14 protein-coding genes are annotated in these 17,067 nt (G+C 69.5%); 3 read left to right on the top strand and 11 right to left on the bottom strand.

The features are described 5' to 3' along the window. The first annotated feature begins 50 nt into the window (after window positions 1-50). The 3 genes from C1H66_RS09435 to C1H66_RS23405 all read left to right on the top strand — a co-directional run bounded on the left by C1H66_RS09435 (window position 51) and on the right by C1H66_RS23405 (window position 4,996). A complete protein-coding gene (locus tag C1H66_RS09435; RefSeq protein WP_240618261.1) occupies window positions 51-932 on the top strand; it encodes a polysaccharide lyase in 882 nt (293 codons plus the stop codon). Window positions 933-1,013: 81 nt separating this feature from the next. Further along, window positions 1,014-2,276, top strand: coding sequence for an alginate lyase family protein (locus tag C1H66_RS09430; RefSeq protein ID WP_102627632.1), 1,263 nt, complete (start codon window positions 1,014-1,016; stop codon window positions 2,274-2,276). A gap of 38 nt (window positions 2,277-2,314) precedes the next feature. After that, complete coding sequence (locus C1H66_RS23405) at window positions 2,315-4,996, top strand: tetratricopeptide repeat protein (RefSeq protein ID WP_102627650.1); 2,682 nt, start codon at window positions 2,315-2,317, stop codon at window positions 4,994-4,996. A 113-nt stretch (window positions 4,997-5,109) separates the two neighbouring features. Here the strand turns inward: C1H66_RS23405 and C1H66_RS09420 are convergent, their stop codons facing one another. From C1H66_RS09420 to C1H66_RS09370, 11 genes are all read right to left on the bottom strand, one after another. Further along, a complete protein-coding gene (locus tag C1H66_RS09420) occupies window positions 5,110-6,405 on the bottom strand; it encodes an adenylosuccinate synthase (RefSeq protein WP_102627631.1) in 1,296 nt (431 codons plus the stop codon). Between the two features lie 107 nt (window positions 6,406-6,512). Continuing rightward, window positions 6,513-7,688: an ATP phosphoribosyltransferase regulatory subunit gene (locus C1H66_RS09415; RefSeq protein ID WP_102627630.1), complete on the bottom strand. Its 1,176-nt coding sequence runs from the start codon at window positions 7,686-7,688 to the stop codon at window positions 6,513-6,515. A gap of 231 nt (window positions 7,689-7,919) precedes the next feature. Beyond that, window positions 7,920-8,831, bottom strand: a complete 912-nt coding sequence (hflC, locus tag C1H66_RS09410) for a protease modulator HflC (RefSeq protein ID WP_102627629.1) — start codon at window positions 8,829-8,831, stop codon at window positions 7,920-7,922. Continuing rightward, window positions 8,832-10,049 (bottom strand): FtsH protease activity modulator HflK, encoded by a 1,218-nt coding sequence (hflK, locus tag C1H66_RS09405; protein WP_102627628.1) that lies wholly within the window; start codon window positions 10,047-10,049, stop codon window positions 8,832-8,834. Between the two features lie 149 nt (window positions 10,050-10,198). Then, window positions 10,199-11,515, bottom strand: a complete 1,317-nt coding sequence (hflX, locus tag C1H66_RS09400; RefSeq protein WP_102627627.1) for a ribosome rescue GTPase HflX — start codon at window positions 11,513-11,515, stop codon at window positions 10,199-10,201. A gap of 8 nt (window positions 11,516-11,523) precedes the next feature. Further along, the gene (gene hfq, locus C1H66_RS09395; protein ID WP_102627626.1) at window positions 11,524-11,775 is read right to left on the bottom strand and encodes an RNA chaperone Hfq; all 252 of its coding nucleotides are present in this window, start codon (window positions 11,773-11,775) and stop codon (window positions 11,524-11,526) included. 124 nt (window positions 11,776-11,899) lie between these two features. After that, entirely contained in the window at window positions 11,900-12,838 is a 939-nt protein-coding gene (gene miaA, locus C1H66_RS09390) for a tRNA (adenosine(37)-N6)-dimethylallyltransferase MiaA (RefSeq protein ID WP_102627649.1), read from the bottom strand. A gap of 5 nt (window positions 12,839-12,843) precedes the next feature. Then, complete coding sequence (gene mutL, locus C1H66_RS09385) at window positions 12,844-14,805, bottom strand: DNA mismatch repair endonuclease MutL (protein WP_102627625.1); 1,962 nt, start codon at window positions 14,803-14,805, stop codon at window positions 12,844-12,846. Between the two features lie 78 nt (window positions 14,806-14,883). Continuing rightward, a complete protein-coding gene (locus C1H66_RS09380; protein ID WP_240618262.1) occupies window positions 14,884-16,293 on the bottom strand; it encodes an N-acetylmuramoyl-L-alanine amidase in 1,410 nt (469 codons plus the stop codon). A 44-nt stretch (window positions 16,294-16,337) separates the two neighbouring features. Further along, window positions 16,338-16,847, bottom strand: coding sequence for a tRNA (adenosine(37)-N6)-threonylcarbamoyltransferase complex ATPase subunit type 1 TsaE (gene tsaE / locus C1H66_RS09375; RefSeq protein WP_102627648.1), 510 nt, complete (start codon window positions 16,845-16,847; stop codon window positions 16,338-16,340). Then, window positions 16,828-17,067 (bottom strand): NAD(P)H-hydrate dehydratase (locus tag C1H66_RS09370; RefSeq protein ID WP_276308832.1); only part of this gene is annotated, 240 nt, incomplete at its 5' end. The genes tsaE and C1H66_RS09370, both read right to left, overlap by 20 nt.

Here is a 17,067-nt window from a genome sequence, read left to right as displayed (position 1 = left end):
AGGCCCCGCGGCGCCAGGCGTCGCGGGCGATCATCCAGCCAGGAGGCACCATGTCCTTGGACACCCATTCCTTCGCCCGCCCCATCACCGGCCTGCATCTGGCATTGCTGCTGACGGCCCTCACCCCCTGGGCGGTACAGGCCGACGATATCGACGAGGCCTCGCTGGGCACGCCCCAGGCCGGGGTCTGCTCGGCGCGCTACATCGAGGTCGATTCTCCCCGTCCCAGCGACGCCGGGAACGGCCATGACGCCGTCCGCGAGGGGTTCGATACCCGTCGCCACTGGGGCACCGAGAAGAACGTGGAACGGCTGGGAGCCGGACAGACGGGTCTCGGCGAACCCGGCATTCGCGTCCACTATCCCGAAGGCACCTCCTCGCCGGGTGACGACGAGGAAGGCGGTGCCGGTTTCTATACCGAACCCGCGGCCCTGGCCGGCGCCGAACGGGCCTGCCTGACCTATCGGGTACGCTTCGAGCCCGGCTTCGACTTCGTCAAGGGAGGCAAGCTGCCCGGCCTCTACGGCGGCGAAGCACCCAGCGGCGGCGAGACCGCCGACGGCGAGAACGGCTTCTCCATGCGCCTGATGTGGCGCGAGCAGGGCCAGGGCGAGCTCTACGAATACGTGGTCGACCAGGAAGGCACCTCGGTGGGTCGCGGGGCCTGGACCTTTCCCAGCGGCCAGTGGGTGACCATCGAGCAGGAGATCGTACTCAACGATCCCGGAGAGGCGAACGGGCTGGCCCGGCTATGGATCGATGGCCAGCCAGTGCTCGAGCAGCGCGATATCGTCTATCGCACCACGCCCGAGCTGACCATCGATGGCCTGATGTTCTCGACCTTCTTCGGCGGCAGCGGGGGCGAATGGCGCACCCCTCGAGATCAGTACGCGGATTTCGCCGCCTTCCGCCTCTACGGGCCGAGTGACTGACCCCCGCGGATTCGGCATCCACCTCCAGCACCGCCCAGAGCGCCTTTCCGACCAACGACCGACCAGGGAGCGACCCCGACCATGCCCCATGCCCGACTCCGAGCCCTACTGTCGCGCTGCCCGCGGCCCGTGCTCCTGGCGCTGCTGCTCGCCGGGGCAGGGACCACCGCCGGCGCCGACGAAAGCGAGCTGCTCAGCCGGGAGGAGCGGGAAGCCCTGGACCTCTCCGAGTACCGGGTCAACGAGCCGGATGCCGGCTACTTCGACGTGGCCGCGCGCATGAGCGAGCTCGACCGGGTCGACAGCTCCATCCTGCTGCAGGAGATCGATCAACTCGCTCAGGGGCCGAGCTGCCAGCAGTTGCTGGAGTACGAGCCCATCACCACCCGGGTGCGGATCCCCGGCTACTACCCCAATCCGGAGGAGTGGGAGCTCGCCTCGGAGCCATTGTTCCGCTTCGAGGACAACGTCTCGATGCTGGCCGGCGCCTTCGTCGCCAGTGGCGACGACTACTACGCCGAGTGCCTGGTCCGCTATCTGGATCACTGGGCCGAGGCCGAGGCGCTCACCGACTTCCATTACGACTCCATGCAGCCCCAGGCGTGGTTCGCCACCGAATCGATGCTGTTCGCCGCCGGCATGGCCTACTCCGTGGTGCGCCCCTATGTCGAGGGCCTGGAGGAGGAGCGCGAGCGTCTGGAGGCCTGGCTCAACGAGCTCGCCCACCTCCATGCGGACATTCCCGGCGAGCCCGACAACAGCTGCTGCAACAACCACTTCTACCGGCGCGCCCTGTACGGCAGCGTGATCGGCGTGCTCACCGAGGACGACGAGCTGTTCCGCTTCGGGGTCAGCGCCATCTACTCCGCCCTGCACGACATGACCGATCAAGGCGCCTTGCCGCTGGAGGTGAACCGTGGCCGACGCGCCACCCACTACCAGAACTATGCCCTGCTCTACCTGGTGACCAACATGCAGGTGGTCGCCCGCCAGGGCTACGAGGAGATCTTCGACCTCGAGATAGAGGGGCGCACCATCCACGACGGCGTCGACTTCCTGTTCGAGATCCTCGAGGACCCGGCGGCACTGGGTGACTACGCCCCCCTCGAGCAGTACACCGGCTTTCTCAAGGACCCCCAGTACTTCACCTGGATGGAGATCTACCAGACCCGTTTCGACGACTCGCGCGTCGACGACTTCGTGACCCGGGTACGCCCGCTCTACAACCGCAGCGCCGGGGGCTACGCCACGCTCTACTTCATGTCGCCCGACGCCCAGACCCACGTCCACCAAGACGAGGAACAGCGCCAGACCGAGGCCTTCCGCGGCCTCGGCCAGCAGTGATGCCCGCGGTCGTCCATCCGCTCAACGAGGAACTCTCCATGAAGAAGACCGCCACTACCTTCCGCCCTCACGCCCCCTTGCGGCTCACGGCCTCGGCCGCCCTGCTGGCCCTCCTTGCCGGGTGTGTTGCCCCGGGACAGCCGAACGACGGCACCCGTGGCGTGCCGGCCGGCTACACCGACTGGTTCAATGGCGGTCCCCAGGCTGCCATCGAGGGAGATGACTGGAACAGGATCAGCCGCATCCAGGACCTGATCGAGGCCGGGCAGTACGACGAGGCCATCGGGCGCCTCGAGCCGCTGATGTCGCGCCACATTCCCCCCGCCCACTTCGAGATGGCCAAGCTGTATGACGCCGGCGAAGGGGTCGAGCGGGATCCCGCCGAGGCCGCCAGGCTCTACGGCCTGGCGATCGAGCGACCGTCGCCGGTCCTCGGCAACGCCTCGCTCAACCTCGCCGAGCTCTACCGGGAAGGGGACGGCGTCGAGCGCAACGACGTGCTGGCCTATTACCTGCTGGACCAGGCCGTGGGCGAGGGTGTGGAGCGCGCCGAGCCGATGCTCGCCGAGCTGCTGGCCGAGGGCGGCGAGGGCGTGGGTGCCGATCCCGAACGGGCCCGACAGCTCCATGTCCGCGCCGCCGAGCGGGGGGATGCCCAGGCCCTGCGGGCCCTGGCCGAGGCCCATGGCCCCGGCGGCTGGCTGCCGGAAGAGCCGGAACGCGCCATGGATTATGCCCAGCGCTACGCCGCCACGCTCGAGGAGACGGCCGCCACCGGCGATACCAACGCCATGCGACAGCTCGCCGGGCTTCATGCGCCGGACGGCCTGCTCGGTGACCAGCCGGAGCGGCGTCGGCAGTGGCTGGTACGCGCCGCCGAGGCCGGGGATGAGGACGCCCTGGGCCAGGCCGGCAGAGCGATGATGGAGAGCGACCCTCAGCGCGGCCGGGAACTGCTCGAGGCGGCGGCCGAGCGCGGCGATGTGGACGCCATGACGCAGCTGGGCCGGCTGCTGCTCGACCCGGAACAGGGGCCGACCCAGCGGGACGAGGCCGAGCGCTGGTTGAACCGTGCCATCGAGGCCGGCTCGGTGGATGCCATGGTGGCCCTCGGTGCGGCGCTGATCGATGACGCCGGCAAGCGGGGCCGTCTCATGGAACCGGACAACCTGGATGACGGCACCGGCACCCCATCCACCACACTTGCCGACACGGCGATGAGCACCTCTCCCGACGTCATTCGGGGCATCGAGCTGCTCGAGCGGGGCGCCGAACAGGACGACCCGCTGGCCCTGGCGTACCTCGGGGACATCTACCTCGGCGATGACCTGGTGCCGAGCCAGCCCTACCTGGCCATGGAGTACCTGGAGCGCGGTCACGACCTCGGACACCCCTGGGCCACCGAGCAGCTCGGTGCCGCCTATCTCGAGGGCCGCGGCGTGCCCGCCGACGGCCGTCGCGCCGAGGAACTGCTGCGGGAGGCCATCGACCAGGGGCAGAGCGGCGCCCTGCGGCTGCTCGGCGAGGCCCATCTCGAGGGCGAGGCGGTGCCCTTCCACCCCAGTCGTGGCGAGGAACTGCTCCTGGCCGCGGTGGAAGCCGGCGATACCAGCGCCATGACCACGCTCGGCGAGGCCTACCTCGCCGGCCCCCTCGAGGAGCACCCCGGCCGGGGGCTGGAATTGCTCGAGCAGGCGGCTCACCAGGGCGACGCCTACGCCATGGTGGTACTGGGGCGCGCCTACCGCGACGGCCAGGGGCTGCCGCGGGACCTCGACGCCGCCTCCCGCTGGCTGACCCGGGCCCGCGATGCCGGCCACGCCTCCGCCGACGAGGCCCTGACCGGACTCAACCGGGATCGTGGCGCCCAGGGCGACATCCGTGCCCTGGTCGAGGCCGCCGAGGACGGCCATCCGGGCGCCATGGCCGACCTGGGCCGCGCCTTCCTCCACGGCCAAGGGGTCGAGCAGAACCGCGAGAATGCCAGGGCCTGGCTCGAGCGCGCCGCCAACGCCGGCCATACCGGGGCCAGGGCCGAGTTCGGCGAGATGCTGCTCGAGAGTGACCCCCAGCGCGGCCTGCAGCTGCTGCAGGGAGCCGCGGATGCCGGTCACGAGGGCGCCCGCCTCGCCCTGGGCCGCGCCTATCTCACCGGCGAGCACGGCGAGGCCGATGCCGAGCAGGGGCTCGCCTACCTGCGTCCCGCCGCCGAGGCGGGCAACCCCCACGCCGCCCAGTTGCTCGGCCAAGCCTACCTGGAAGGCAATGGCGTCGAGGCCGACCCGGCCCAGGCCGAGGAGTGGCTGACCCGGGCGGTGGAGGGCGGCGATCTCTCCTCCCGCGCCAACCTCGGTCGTGTGCTGCTGCGCGGCGAGGACGGCATGCCCCAGGATGTCGAGCGGGGCGTGACGCTGCTGCAGGAGGCCGCCGACCAGGGCCACGCCGGTGCCCAGGCGACCCTGGGCCGCGAGTACCTGCGCGGTGATCAGCTCGAGCGCGACCCTCGCCGCGGGGCCGACTACCTGCTGCAGGCCGCCCATCAGGGTCACGCCAGTGCCCGGCTGGCGCTGGCCGAGGCCTACCTGTCGGCCCACGGCCTGGAGAACGCCAACCGCGAGCAGGCACTGCTGTGGCTCGACGAGGTGATGGAAGGCGACAGCGACATCGCCCTGGAGACCCTGCACGACCTGCTCTCGGACGAGATCGCCGCCACCGAGTGACGCCCTGCCCCGCGGCACGAGTCCTGTGGAAACGCGAAAGGCCGGCACTGGATGCCGGCCTTTCGCTTTCGTTCACGGGCGGTCACAACACGGGGACCGTGCCCCGACGACGTTCAGCCCTCGAAGGGGTTGCGCAGCACGATCGTCTCGTTGCGGTCGGGGCCGGTGGAGATGATGTCGATGGAGGTGCCCACCTTCTCCTCGAGGAAACTGATGTAGGCGCGGGCGTTGGCCGGCAGGTCCTCGACGCGCTTGGCCCCCAGGGTCGACTCGCTCCAGCCCGGCAGGTCCTCGTAGAGCGGCTCGATGGCCTCGTAGCCCTCGGAATCGACCGGGGTGTCGAGGACCTCGCCGTCCTTGCTGCGATACCCGACGCAGACGCGAATGTTCTCCAGGCCATCGAGCACGTCGAGCTTGGTCAGGCAGATCCCGGATACCGAGTTGATCTGCACCGCATGGCGCAGCGCCACGGCGTCGAACCAGCCGCAGCGACGCGGCCGCCCGGTGGTGGCGCCGAACTCGTGGCCGCGCTCGGCCAGGTGGCGGCCGTGCTCGTCGAACAGCTCCGTGGGGAAGGGACCGGAGCCGACGCGGGTGGTGTAGGCCTTGGTGATGCCCAGCACGTAGTCGAGGTAGAGCGGCCCGACCCCGGAGCCGGTGGCGGTGCCGCCGGCGGTGGTGTTGGAGCTGGTGACGAAGGGATAGGTACCGTGGTCGATGTCGAGCAGCGAGCCCTGGGCCCCCTCGAAGAGGATGTTCTCGCCGGCCCGGCGCAGGTCGTGGACCAGGCCCACGGTATCGCAGACCATGGGCCGCAGCTCCTCGGCCATCTCCATGGCCTCGTCGAGCACCTGCTGGAAGTCCACCGGGGCCTCGCCGTGGTAGTTGACCAGCACGAAGTTGTGGTAGTCGAGCACCTCGCCGAGCTTGGAGGCGAACCGCTCCCGGTACAGCATGTCGCCCAGGCGCAGCCCGCGACGGGCCACCTTGTCCTCGTAGGCCGGGCCGATGCCACGGCCGGTGGTGCCGATCTTGGCCACGCCGCGGGCCTTCTCGCGGGCCTGGTCGAGGCGCACGTGATACGGCAGGATCAGCGGGCAGGCCGGCGACAGGCGCAGGCGCTCGCGCACCGGCACGCCCTTGGCCTCCAGCTCGCGAATCTCCTTGATCAGCGCTTCCGGCGACAGCACCACGCCGTTGCCGATCACGCAGGTCTTGTCGGGCCGCAGGATGCCGGAAGGGATCAGGTGCAGGACGGTCTTCTCGCCGTCGATGACCAGGGTGTGGCCGGCATTGTGCCCGCCCTGGAAACGCACCACCGCCGAGGCGGACTCGGTGAGCAGGTCGACCACCTTGCCCTTGCCTTCGTCACCCCATTGGGTGCCCAGTACGACTACGTTCTTGCCCATAGTGCTCTCGTCTCTCGTTGCGGCGCCGCGCTGCCTGCGCCGCGCCCATGTCAGGCCCAGGGCCATCCTCGATGACCGGCGTACCGGTCGGGCCCGTGTTGTGAAACCTACAGGGAGCGTGGCTCCCAGCGGCCGTCGATCCGCTCCAGGCGCCGGTTGCAGCGGTGCTCTCCGGGGCCGGTGCGCTGGTCGGGCAGCGCCTGGACGACCCGTTCGCCCCGCTCGCGCAGGGCGGCGATGGCCTCGTGCAGCCCTTCGCCCTCGGCCGGCGCCCAGACGCCGTCGTGGGCAGGCTCGCCGAGCGCCAGGGTGGCCAGCAGCTTGAGGTCCATGGAGAAGCCGGTGGCCGGCCGGGCACGGCCGAAGGCGCGCCCGGTGTCGTCATAGCGTCCACCCTTGGCCAGGGCCTGGCCGTAGCCGGGCACGTAGGCGGCGAACATCATGCCGGTGTGGTACTGGTAGCCGCGCAGCTCGGCCAGGTCGAAGTAGGGTTCGACCTCGGGATGCCGGACCTGGACCCCGCGATGCAGGGCACGCAGCTGGTCCAGCGCCGCCCCCACTGCCGCCGGCGCCTCGGCGAAGGCCTCGCGCGCCTCGTCGAGCACCTCGGGGCCGCCGTGCAACCGGCCGAGCGCCATGAACATCCCGGCCAGGGCCGGGTCGCTGACGCACTCGGCAACCCGGTCCGCCAGCTCCCCCGGCGACTTGAGCTCCAGGGCCTCGAACAGTGCCCGCTCCTGCTCGGTCGCCAGCCCGGCGGCCTGTACCAGGCTACGGTAGATGCCGATGTGGCCGAGTGCCAGGTGGATCTCGCCGGCGCCGGCGGCGACCAGGCTGGCCAGGGCCAGGTGCAGGATCTCCAGATCGGCCTCGAGACCGGCATGGCCGAACAGCTCGACCCCGACCTGCACCGGGCTGCGCCCGCCCTGGTGCTGGTCGGCCTTGGCCCGCAGCACATTGGTGCAGTAACACAGCCGCACCGGCCCCTGGCGCTTCATCGAGTGGGCATCCATGCGCGCCACCTGGGGTGTGACGTCGGCGCTGACCCCCATCATGCGGCCGGTCAACTGGTCGGTCAGCTTGAAGGTCTGCAGGTCCAGGTCGGTCCCGGTGCCGGTCAGCAACGAATCGAGGAACTCCACCGGCGGCGGCATCACCTGGTCGTAGCCCCAGCGATGATAGAGATCGAGCAGAGCCCGACGCAGCTCCTCCATGCGGCTCGCCTGGGGAGGCAGCACCTCGTCCATGCCGTCGGGCAGCAGCCAGCGGTCAGCGATGGTCATGTCTTTTCGTCCTGCAACACAATGAATGGCCAGGGAAACATACTCCGGCGAGCGGCCTCGTGCGATGCTCGCCCGGATGGGGAAGGGGCCACAAAAAAACCGGGCCACGCCCGGTTGAAGGAGTCTACCACGTTTGGCGCGGGGTTGAACCCTGCCGGGCGGACCGCCGCCATCGTGTGATGGCGGCGGTCCGAGCACCGGGCGTGGGCCTAACCGACCTCTCCCGGCGCCCTACTCCTCCGGCGGCAACAGCGCATCAGCCTCGAGCCCCCGATTCGTCGGGCTCTTGAGGTAACGGAAGAAATCGCTGGAGGGGTCCAGCACCAGCATGTTGCCGTCGCCCTCGAAGCTGTCGCGATAGGCGTTCAGGCTACGCCAGAAGGTGAAGAACTCCTCATCCTGGGAGTAGGCCGCGGAGAAGATCTCCGCGGCCTCGGCGTCGCCCTCACCGCGCAGGGTCTCGGAGCGCTCGGTGGCCTGGGCCAGCAATACCTGGCGGCGACGGTCGGCGTTGGCGCGGATCCGCTCGGCCTCCTCCTGGCCCTGGGCGCGCCACTCGCGGGCCTCCCGCTCACGCTCGGAGCGCATGCGATCGTAGACCGCCGAGGAGACGTCCTCGGGCAGGTCGATACGCTTGACGCGGATGTCGACGATCGCCACGCCCAGTTCCTCGCGCATCAGGGCGTCGAGGTCATTGGCCGGGCCGGTCATCAGGTCGTCGCGACGCTCGGCGATGATCTGCTGCAGGTCGAGGCGACCGAACTCGTTACGCAGGCTCTCGTCGACCCGCGGCTGGATCAGGCGCGCGGCCATCATCTCGTCGCCGGCCGTGGCTTCGTAGTAGCGGGTCGGGTTGACCACCTGCCACTTGACGTAGGAGTCGACGATCACCGCCTTCTGCTCCAGGGTCAGGTAGCGGCTGGGTTCGGTGTCCAGGGTCAGCACCCGGGTGTCGAACTTGCGCACCGTCTGGGTGACGGGGACCTTGAAGTGCAGCCCCGGCTGGATGTTCTCCTCGATGACCTCACCGAAGCGCAGCTTCACCGCGCGCTCGGTCTCGTCGACCACGTAGAGGCTGTTGCTGGCCAACCAGGCGGCGGCGGCCAGGCCGCCGACGATGATCAGGGAACGATTGTTGATCATTTAGCGGCCCTCCCTGCGGATTCCACTGCCGTTGGTACTGCCGGTCGGCTGGCTGCCGCGCAGGCGCTCGAGCACCCTCGGGTCGAGTTCGCCCTCCTCACCGGTGCGCTCGGCATCGCCGGTGCGCTCGCCGCCGCGGCCCATCTGGTCCAGCGGCAGGTACATCAGCGGGCTGTCGTCGGCCACGTCGACCAGGACCTTCGGCGTGCTGCCGAAGATCTCGGCGATGGCGTCCAGGTAGAGGCGCTCGCGCATGATGGCCGGCGAGTTCTGGTACTGGGAGAGCAGCGCCGTGAAGCGGTTTGACTGGCCGCGGGCCTCGGCCACCACCGACTCACGATAGCCCTGGCCCTGCTCGACCAGGCGCTGGGCCTGCCCCTGGGCCTCGGGGATGATGGCGTTGGCGTAGGCCATGCCCTGGTTGATGGTCCGCTGGCGGTCCTCGCGGGCCCGGATCACGTCGTCGAAGGCATCGATCACCTGGGCGGGCGCCGAGGTCGACTCGATGTTGATGGTCTGCAACAGGATACCGGTGCCGTAGCTGTCCTGGTAGGACTGCAGGCGGCTGGCCACCGAGCTGCCGAGGATCTCGCGCCCCGAGGTCAGGATATCGATCATGTCGGTGCCCCCGACCACGTGGCGCAGCGCGGAGTCCAGGGCGTTCTCGATGGAGAGCTGCGGGTCGCGCACGTTGAGCACGAAATCACGAGGGTTGTTGACCTGGTACTGGGCCGAGATCTCGACCTCGACGATGTTCTCGTCGCGGGTCAGCATCGACTGGGTCTGGGTCAGCGAGCGCACCCGGGTCACGTTGACCATGCGCACGTCATCGATCAGCGGCGGGTTCCAGTGCAGCCCGGGGTTGACCACCTCCTGGAACTTGCCGAAGCGCAGCACCACGCCGCGCTCCGACTGGTCGACCAGGTAGAAGCCGGTGGCCGCCCAGATCGCCAGCGCCACGATGATCAGCAGGCCCGGCAGGGCGAAGGTGTTGCGCGGCTTGCCACCGCCGCCCTTGCCGCCGCCGCCCTTGCCGCCGCGGCCACCGAGCATGCTGTTGAGCTTGTCCTGAAACTTCTTCAGGGCCTCGTCGAGATCGGGGGGGCCCTGATTGCCGCCGCGATTACCGCCGCCGCCACCATTGTTGCCGCCGCCGCGTCGGCCACCACCACTCCAGGGGTCGTGCTGGTTGCCACCACCAGGCTCATTCCAGGCCATACGTCCTCTCCACTCTGCGTTGCTTCCCGCCGACGGAGCGGCTCCGGGGCGGGTTTAGGTTGCGATCCTGTGTGCGCCGTCCGAGCGACGCCTGTCGAGCTTGTCGTTATCTGTGCACGGCCGTGGCACGGACACGGTTCGTCGTTCGTTCAACCTTCCCAGACGGGCCGCTCCTGCAGCTCTCCCGGCAGGTAGTCGTCGGGACGCTCGCCGAGGCGTGCCATCAACTGCAGGAAGTCGCGTCGTGGCAGTCGCACCTCGAGCAGCACATGCCCCTGGTCGTCGAAGGCTTCCTCGCGTACCGCCCCCAGCTCGTGCAGGCCGGCCCTCAACCGGCCCTGATCAGGCGAGAGGGTCAGCTGCACGTCGATCACATCCTCGGCCAGTCGCTCGGAGAGCGCCTGGCCCAGCAGCTCCAGGCCGCGCCCCTCGCGGGCCGAGAGCCAGACCACCTCGGGGAGCCCCTCGCCGTCGCGTTCGATGCGCGGGGCACTGTCGAGCAGGTCGATCTTGTTCATCACCTTGAGCGTCGGCACCTCGAGGGCGCCGATCTCGTCGAGCACCGTCTCGACCTGAGTCACGTTGAGGTCACGGTCGGGATCGGCGGCATCGATCACGTGCACCAGCAGGGTCGCCTCGGCGGCCTCCTGCAGGGTGGCACGGAACGCCTCGACCAGCTTGTGGGGCAGATGGCGGATGAAGCCCACGGTGTCGGCCAGCACCACCGGCCCCACGTCGACGACCTCGAGACGACGCAGGGTAGGATCGAGGGTAGCGAAGAGCTGGTCGGCCGCATAGACCTCCGACTCGGTGAGGGCATTGAACAACGTTGACTTGCCGGCGTTGGTGTAGCCGACCAGCGAGACACTGGGGATCTCGGCCCGGGAGCGGGCACGGCGATTCTGGCTGCGCTGGCTACGCACCTTGTCGAGCCGCTTGTGGATCGCCTTGATGCGCGCCCGCAGCAGCCGGCGGTCGGTCTCGAGCTGGGTCTCGCCGGGACCGCGCAGGCCGATGCCGCCCTTCTGGCGCTCGAGGTGGGTCCAGCCACGCACCAGGCGCGTCGACATGTACTCGAGCTGGGCCAGTTCCACCTGCAGCTTGCCCTCGTGGGTGCGGGCGCGCTGGGCGAAGATGTCGAGGATCAGCCCGGTACGGTCGAGCACGCGGCACTTGAGCTCGCGCTCGAGGTTGCGCTCCTGGGAAGGACTCAGCGCATGGTTGAAGATCACCAGCTCGGCGTCGTGGACGGCCATCGCCTCGCGCAGCTCCTCCACCTTGCCCGATCCCACGAAGGTTCGCGAATCGGGCCGGTGTCGGCTACCGGTGAGCAGCGTGGCCGGTTCGGCGCCGGCGGAGCGCACCAGCTCGAGGAACTCGCCCGGATCCTCGCGCTCCTGTTCGTCCTGGAAATCCACATGGACGAGTACCGCCGTTTCACCGGCGTCGGGACGTTCAAAAAACAATCAATACCTCACGCATTGTTTTCCGGCTGCGCGGCGGGGTCCTGGACCGGCAGGCGCACGTTGCGCGACGGCACCACGGTGGAGATGGCATGCTTGTAGACCATCTGACTGACGGTGTTGCGCAGCAGGATGACGAACTGGTCGAAGGACTCGATCTGACCCTGTAGCTTGATGCCGTTGACCAGGAAAATCGATACCGGAATGCGCTCCTTGCGGAGGATGTTCAGGTACGGGTCTTGAAGGGACTGCCCTTTGGACATGTTGCTCTCCCTGAATTGTCTCTGGGGGTTGAAGTTATGCTCGGTCACGCCGCAAACCAGTCGGCGCCTTGACGGTTACCCGAAGGGGCCTGGTCACCCGGCCACTCGAAAGGATTATCTTACGCTAACTGCTGAATTCGCGCACGAGTTTCAGCACTTCGCCCATGGGGTCGGGGCCCAGGCTGTCCACCCAGTGCAGCCCGGCCCAGCCACGCATCCAGGTCAACTGACGCTTGGCCAGCTGACGGGTGGCAACGATGCCGCGATGGCACAGTGTCTCCCGGTCATACTCGCCGTCGAGATACGCCCAGGTCTGGCGATAGCCCACGCTCTTCATCGACGGCAGCCCCGGATGCAGGTCGCCGCGGGCCCGCAGCGCGGCCACTTCCTCGACCAGGCCCGCTTCGAGCATCTGCTCGAAGCGGGCCTCGATGCGCGCGTGCAGCACCTTGCGGTCGACGGGTGCCAGCCCTATCGACAGCACGCGCCAGGGGAAGGTTTCCGGACGCTGCGCCTGCCACAGCTCCGAGAGGGTGCGCCCGCTCAGGCGATGGACCTCCAGCGCCCGCATCAGCCGCTGCGGATCGTTGGGGTGGATGCGCGCCGCCGAGACCGGGTCGACGCGGGCGAGCTCGGCGTGCAGCGCGGCGAGCCCGCCCCGCTCGAGGTCACGCTCCAGCTCGGCGCGCACCCTGGGGTCCGACGCCGGCAGGTTGGCCACCCCGAAGAGCAGCTGCTTGAGGTACATCATGGTGCCCCCCACCAGCAGCGGGATGCCGCCGGCTGCGCTGATCTGTCGCATCTCGGCGAGGGCGTCCTCGCGGAAATCGGCCGCCGAATAGGGCTCGGCCGGGTCGCGGATATCGATCAGCCGGTGTGGCGCCCGCGCGAGCTCGCAGGCGCTGGGCTTGGCGCTGCCGATGTCCAGGCCGCGATAGACCATGGCCGAGTCGACGCTGATCAGCTCCAGGCCGAGGCGTTCGTGGAGTTCGATGGCCAGGTCGGTCTTGCCGGCGGCGGTGGGCCCCAGCAGCAGGATGGCAGGTGGGCGCGTATCGGACATGGCGGTCACTGGCCGCGCAGGAAGAGGCGGTCGAGTTCCTTCATGGTCATCTCGGTCCAGGTCGGGCGACCATGGTTGCACTGGCCGCTGCGCTCGGTGCGTTCCATGTCGCGCAACAGGGCGTTCATCTCCTCCAGCGTCAGGCGACGGTTGGCACGCACGCTGCCGTGGCAGGCCATGGAGGCGAGCAACTCGTTGATGTGTGCCTCGAGCCGGTCGGAACGGCCGTAGCGCTCGAGATCCTCCAGCATCTCGCGGATCAGCGGCTCGACGTCGGCCTCCGCCAGCAGCACCGGCAACTGGCGCACCAGCAGGGTCTCGGGGCCGGCCACGTCGAGCTCGACGCCGAGCCGAACGAAGGCCTCGCGCTCGGCCTCGGCGGTGGCCACCTCGGCGGCGCTCGCCGCCAGCGATACCGGCACCAGCAGTGGCTGGGCCTCCAGCTCGCCGCCGTGCACCTGGGACTTCATGCGCTCGTAGACGATGCGCTCGTGGGCGGCATGCATGTCCACCACGATCAGGCCGCGCTCGGTCTGGGACAGGATGTAGATGCCGTGCAGCTGGGCGATGGCGTAGCCGAGGGGGGGCGCCCGGGTGGCGTCCTCCTCGGGCAGCGCGGGGCGGGGGCTCGCCGACTGCGCCTCCACCCCGGTGGAGATCCGACGCTCGCGCAGGGCCAGGCCCGCGGCGGTGCCGCCGGGGGCAGTCGGCTGTGGCGTCAGCAGCTGCTCCTCGTGGCCGGGGTGCAGCGCCCGATAGCCGTCCATGAAGGCGCGGACACGGTCCGGCGTCACGCTATCACGCCCCCCCTCGCCCACGTCCTCGCGGCCGTGCAGCGCCATGGGCTGCTGCTGCCAGCGCCCGGGGTTCTCGGCGACACCCTCGCCGACGCCGGCCGGCGCGGCGACGGGCTCGCCACGCGCCTCGTCCTCCGGCATCTCCCGCCCCCCGGCGCGGGCCTCGCCCAGGGCACGGTGCAGGCTGGAGAACAGGAAGTCGTGGACCAGGCGCCCGTCGCGGAAGCGCACCTCGTGCTTGGTGGGGTGCACGTTGACGTCCACCACCAGCGGGTCGACCTCGAGGTAGAGCACGAAGACCGGATGGCGACCGTGGAAGAGCACGTCGCGATAGGCCTGGCGGATGGCGTGGGCCACCAGGCGGTCGCGCACCACCCGGCCGTTGACGAAGAAGTACTGCTGGTCGGCCTGGGCCCGGGAGTGGGTGGGCAGGCCCACCCAGCCCCACAGGCGCAGGCCGCCGGTCTCGAGGTCCAGGTGCAGGGCATTGTCGAGGAAGGCGCGGCCGAGCAGCGCGGCGATGCGCCGCTCCCGGGCGATCATGTCGTCGCCGGGCCGCAGTTGGTGGAGGGTCTTCTGGTTGTGGCGCAGCACCCAGCCGATGTCGAAGCGCGACAGCGCCTGGCGGCGGAAGGCCTCCTCCACGTGGCCGAATTCGGTCTTCTCGGTGCGCAGGAACTTGCGGCGTGCCGGGGTATTGAAGAAGAGGTCACGTACCGTCACCGAGGTGCCGCGGGGGTGCGGCGCCGGGGAGACCCGCGGCTCCATCTGGCGCCCCTCGGCCACCACTCGCCAGCCACTCCGGGGATCATCGTCGATATTGGAGATCAGCTCGAGCCGCGATACCGAGCTGATCGAGGCCAGGGCCTCGCCGCGAAAGCCGAGACTCGCCACGCCCTCGAGCTCGTCCAGCGAGGCGATCTTGCTGGTGGCATGGCGCGACAGGGAGAGCGGCAGGTCCTCCTCGCCGATGCCGCTGCCGTCGTCGCGCACGCGGATCGACCGCGTGCCGCCATTCTCCAGCTCGACCTCGATACGCCGACTGCCGGCATCGATGGCGTTCTCCACCAGCTCCTTGACCACCGAAGCGGGGCGTTCGACCACCTCGCCGGCGGCGATCTGGTTGGCCAGCCGCGGATCGAGGACCCTGATGCGTCGCTGCTCTGTCATATCACTCCTCACGACGAGCTGCGGGCTATGAGCCGCGAGCCACTCCCTGCTCGAAGCCCGAAGCCCGAGGCTCGGCGCTCAAGAACGGGGGATCCGGATCAGCTGCCCGACCCGGATCACGTCACCGTTGAGTTCGTTGGCCTGCTTCAACTGGGCCACCGGCACGCCGTGGCGAGCGGCGATCTCGGAGAGGGTATCACCGGGCTGGATACGATACTCGTTGCCGTCGGTGCTGCGATTCTGGTCACGCTGCCAGGCCAGCAGGCTGGCCGGGGGCGGATTGCGCCGAAAGTGGTCACGCAGGCCGCCGAAGATCGCCCGGGCCACGCTCTGCTGGTGGGAGGCGTCACGCAACCGGCGCTCCTCGTCCGGGTTGGAGATGAAGCCGGTCTCGATCAGCAGCGAGGGAATGTCCGGCGACTTCAGCACCATGAAACCGGCCTGCTCCACCCGCGACTTGTGCAGCCGGTTGACCTGCCCCAACTGGTCGAGCACCTGCCCGCCGATGGTCAGGGAGTCGTTGAGGGTCGCGGTCATGGTCAGGTCGAGCAGCACGCCGCGCAACACCTCGTCCTTGTCCTCCAGCGAGAGGTTGCCGTCCACCCCGCCGATCAGGTCGGCACGGTTCTCGCTGGCGGCCAGCCACTGGGCGGTCTCCGAGGTGGCGCCGCGTTGTGACAGGGCATAGACGGAGCTGCCGTTGGGCCGCGGGCTGTTGAAGGCATCGGCGTGGATCGAGACGAAGAAGTCGGCCTTCTGCTCGCGGGCGATGCGGGTGCGTTGACGCAACCCGATATAGTAGTCGCCGTCGCGGATCATCACCGCCCGGAAGCCCTCGGCCTCGTTGACCAGCGTCTGCAACCGCCGGGCGATCTCCATCACCACGTCCTTCTCGCGGGTGCCGCCGGGGCCGATGGCCCCCGGATCCTCGCCGCCATGGCCGGGGTCGATGGCGATGATGATGTCGCGCCGGGGATGGGGCTGGGCCTGCTGCAGGGCCACCGCCGGCTCCGACGCCACCTCGGCGCCGCCGCTGCCGGCGCCGACCCGGGCCCGGTTGGCGGCGATCTCCTGCTCGCGGATCATCGCCTCGATGGGATCGATGGGGTCCTCCACGGCACTCTCGCCGGGATACTCCAGGTCCACCACCAGGCGATGGCCATACTGGTCGTTGGGCGCGAGGGTGAAATGGCGCGGCTCCACCTCGCGCTCCAGCTCGAGCACCACCCGCAGGCCGTTGCCATCGCGAACGCCGGTACGCACCCGGCTGATGGCACTGCCGGCGAGATCGAGCCGGTCGACGTCGGCCTCGAGACGGCTGTCGTCCAGATCGATCACCAGCCGCCGAGGGTTGTCCAGGGCGAAGACATTGGCGCGGGGAGCGGTGGAAAGATCGAAGACCAGCCGGGCGTGGTCAGGGGCGGCCCACAGGCGCACGTTCTCGACCTCACCCGCCCCCGCGACCCCGGCCACCAGCCAGGCCATCATCAACCCTGCCGCCGACAGCAGGCGGCGACCGAATGCATCCTTTCTCATGGTGCCGTCTCGCCATCCATATCGACGAAGCTCCTGTCCCGAAGCGGTGCCGGGTCGGCGGCCAGCCGTTCCAGTACCCGGCGGCCGTGATCGCTGAAGGCCGCGAGGCGCGCCTCGCGGCCCGTCCCGGCGAGCGCCAGGCTCACCACCAGATCGGGCATCGGCAACCAGCCCTCGCCTCGCTCCGCCCACTCGATGAGGCACAGCGCGTCCTCGGCCAGCAGATCGCGACCGCCGATGAACTCCAGTTCCTCGGGGTCGCCGAGGCGATAGAGGTCGAAGTGGTGGATGCGCGTCCCGGCGAGCTGGTAAGGCTCGACCAGGGTATAGGTGGGGCTCTTCACCGCGCCCCGGTGCCCATGGGCACGCAGGATGCCGCGGGCCAGGGTGGTCTTGCCGGCGCCCAGTTCCCCCTCCAGATGCACTCGACCGTGCCCCTGCAGGGCCCGTCCCAGGCACTCGCCGAAGGCGACCTGGCGGTCTTCGTCATCGAGTCGCAGCTGCATGGCCATCGCCCGTCCCGGGGTTGATCAATAATTGCGCATAGGATGCCAGATCGCCGGCCAGCAGGCCACGCTCGCCGGTGTCGCCGGCCGCCATGTCGGCGGCCAGGGCGTGCACCAGCACGCCCACCCGGGCGGCCGCTTCCAGGGGCAGGCCCTGCGCCAGCAGGCCACCCAGGATGCCCGACAGCGCATCGCCCATGCCGCCACTGGCCATCCCCGG

It is taken from the genome of Halomonas heilongjiangensis (assembly GCF_002879645.1).
In the GTDB taxonomy this organism is placed as follows: Bacteria; Pseudomonadota; Gammaproteobacteria; order Pseudomonadales; family Halomonadaceae; genus Halomonas; species Halomonas heilongjiangensis.
The sequence above is the reverse complement of the archived record's forward strand: the minus strand, read 5'-3'. Positions and strand labels throughout refer to the sequence as shown.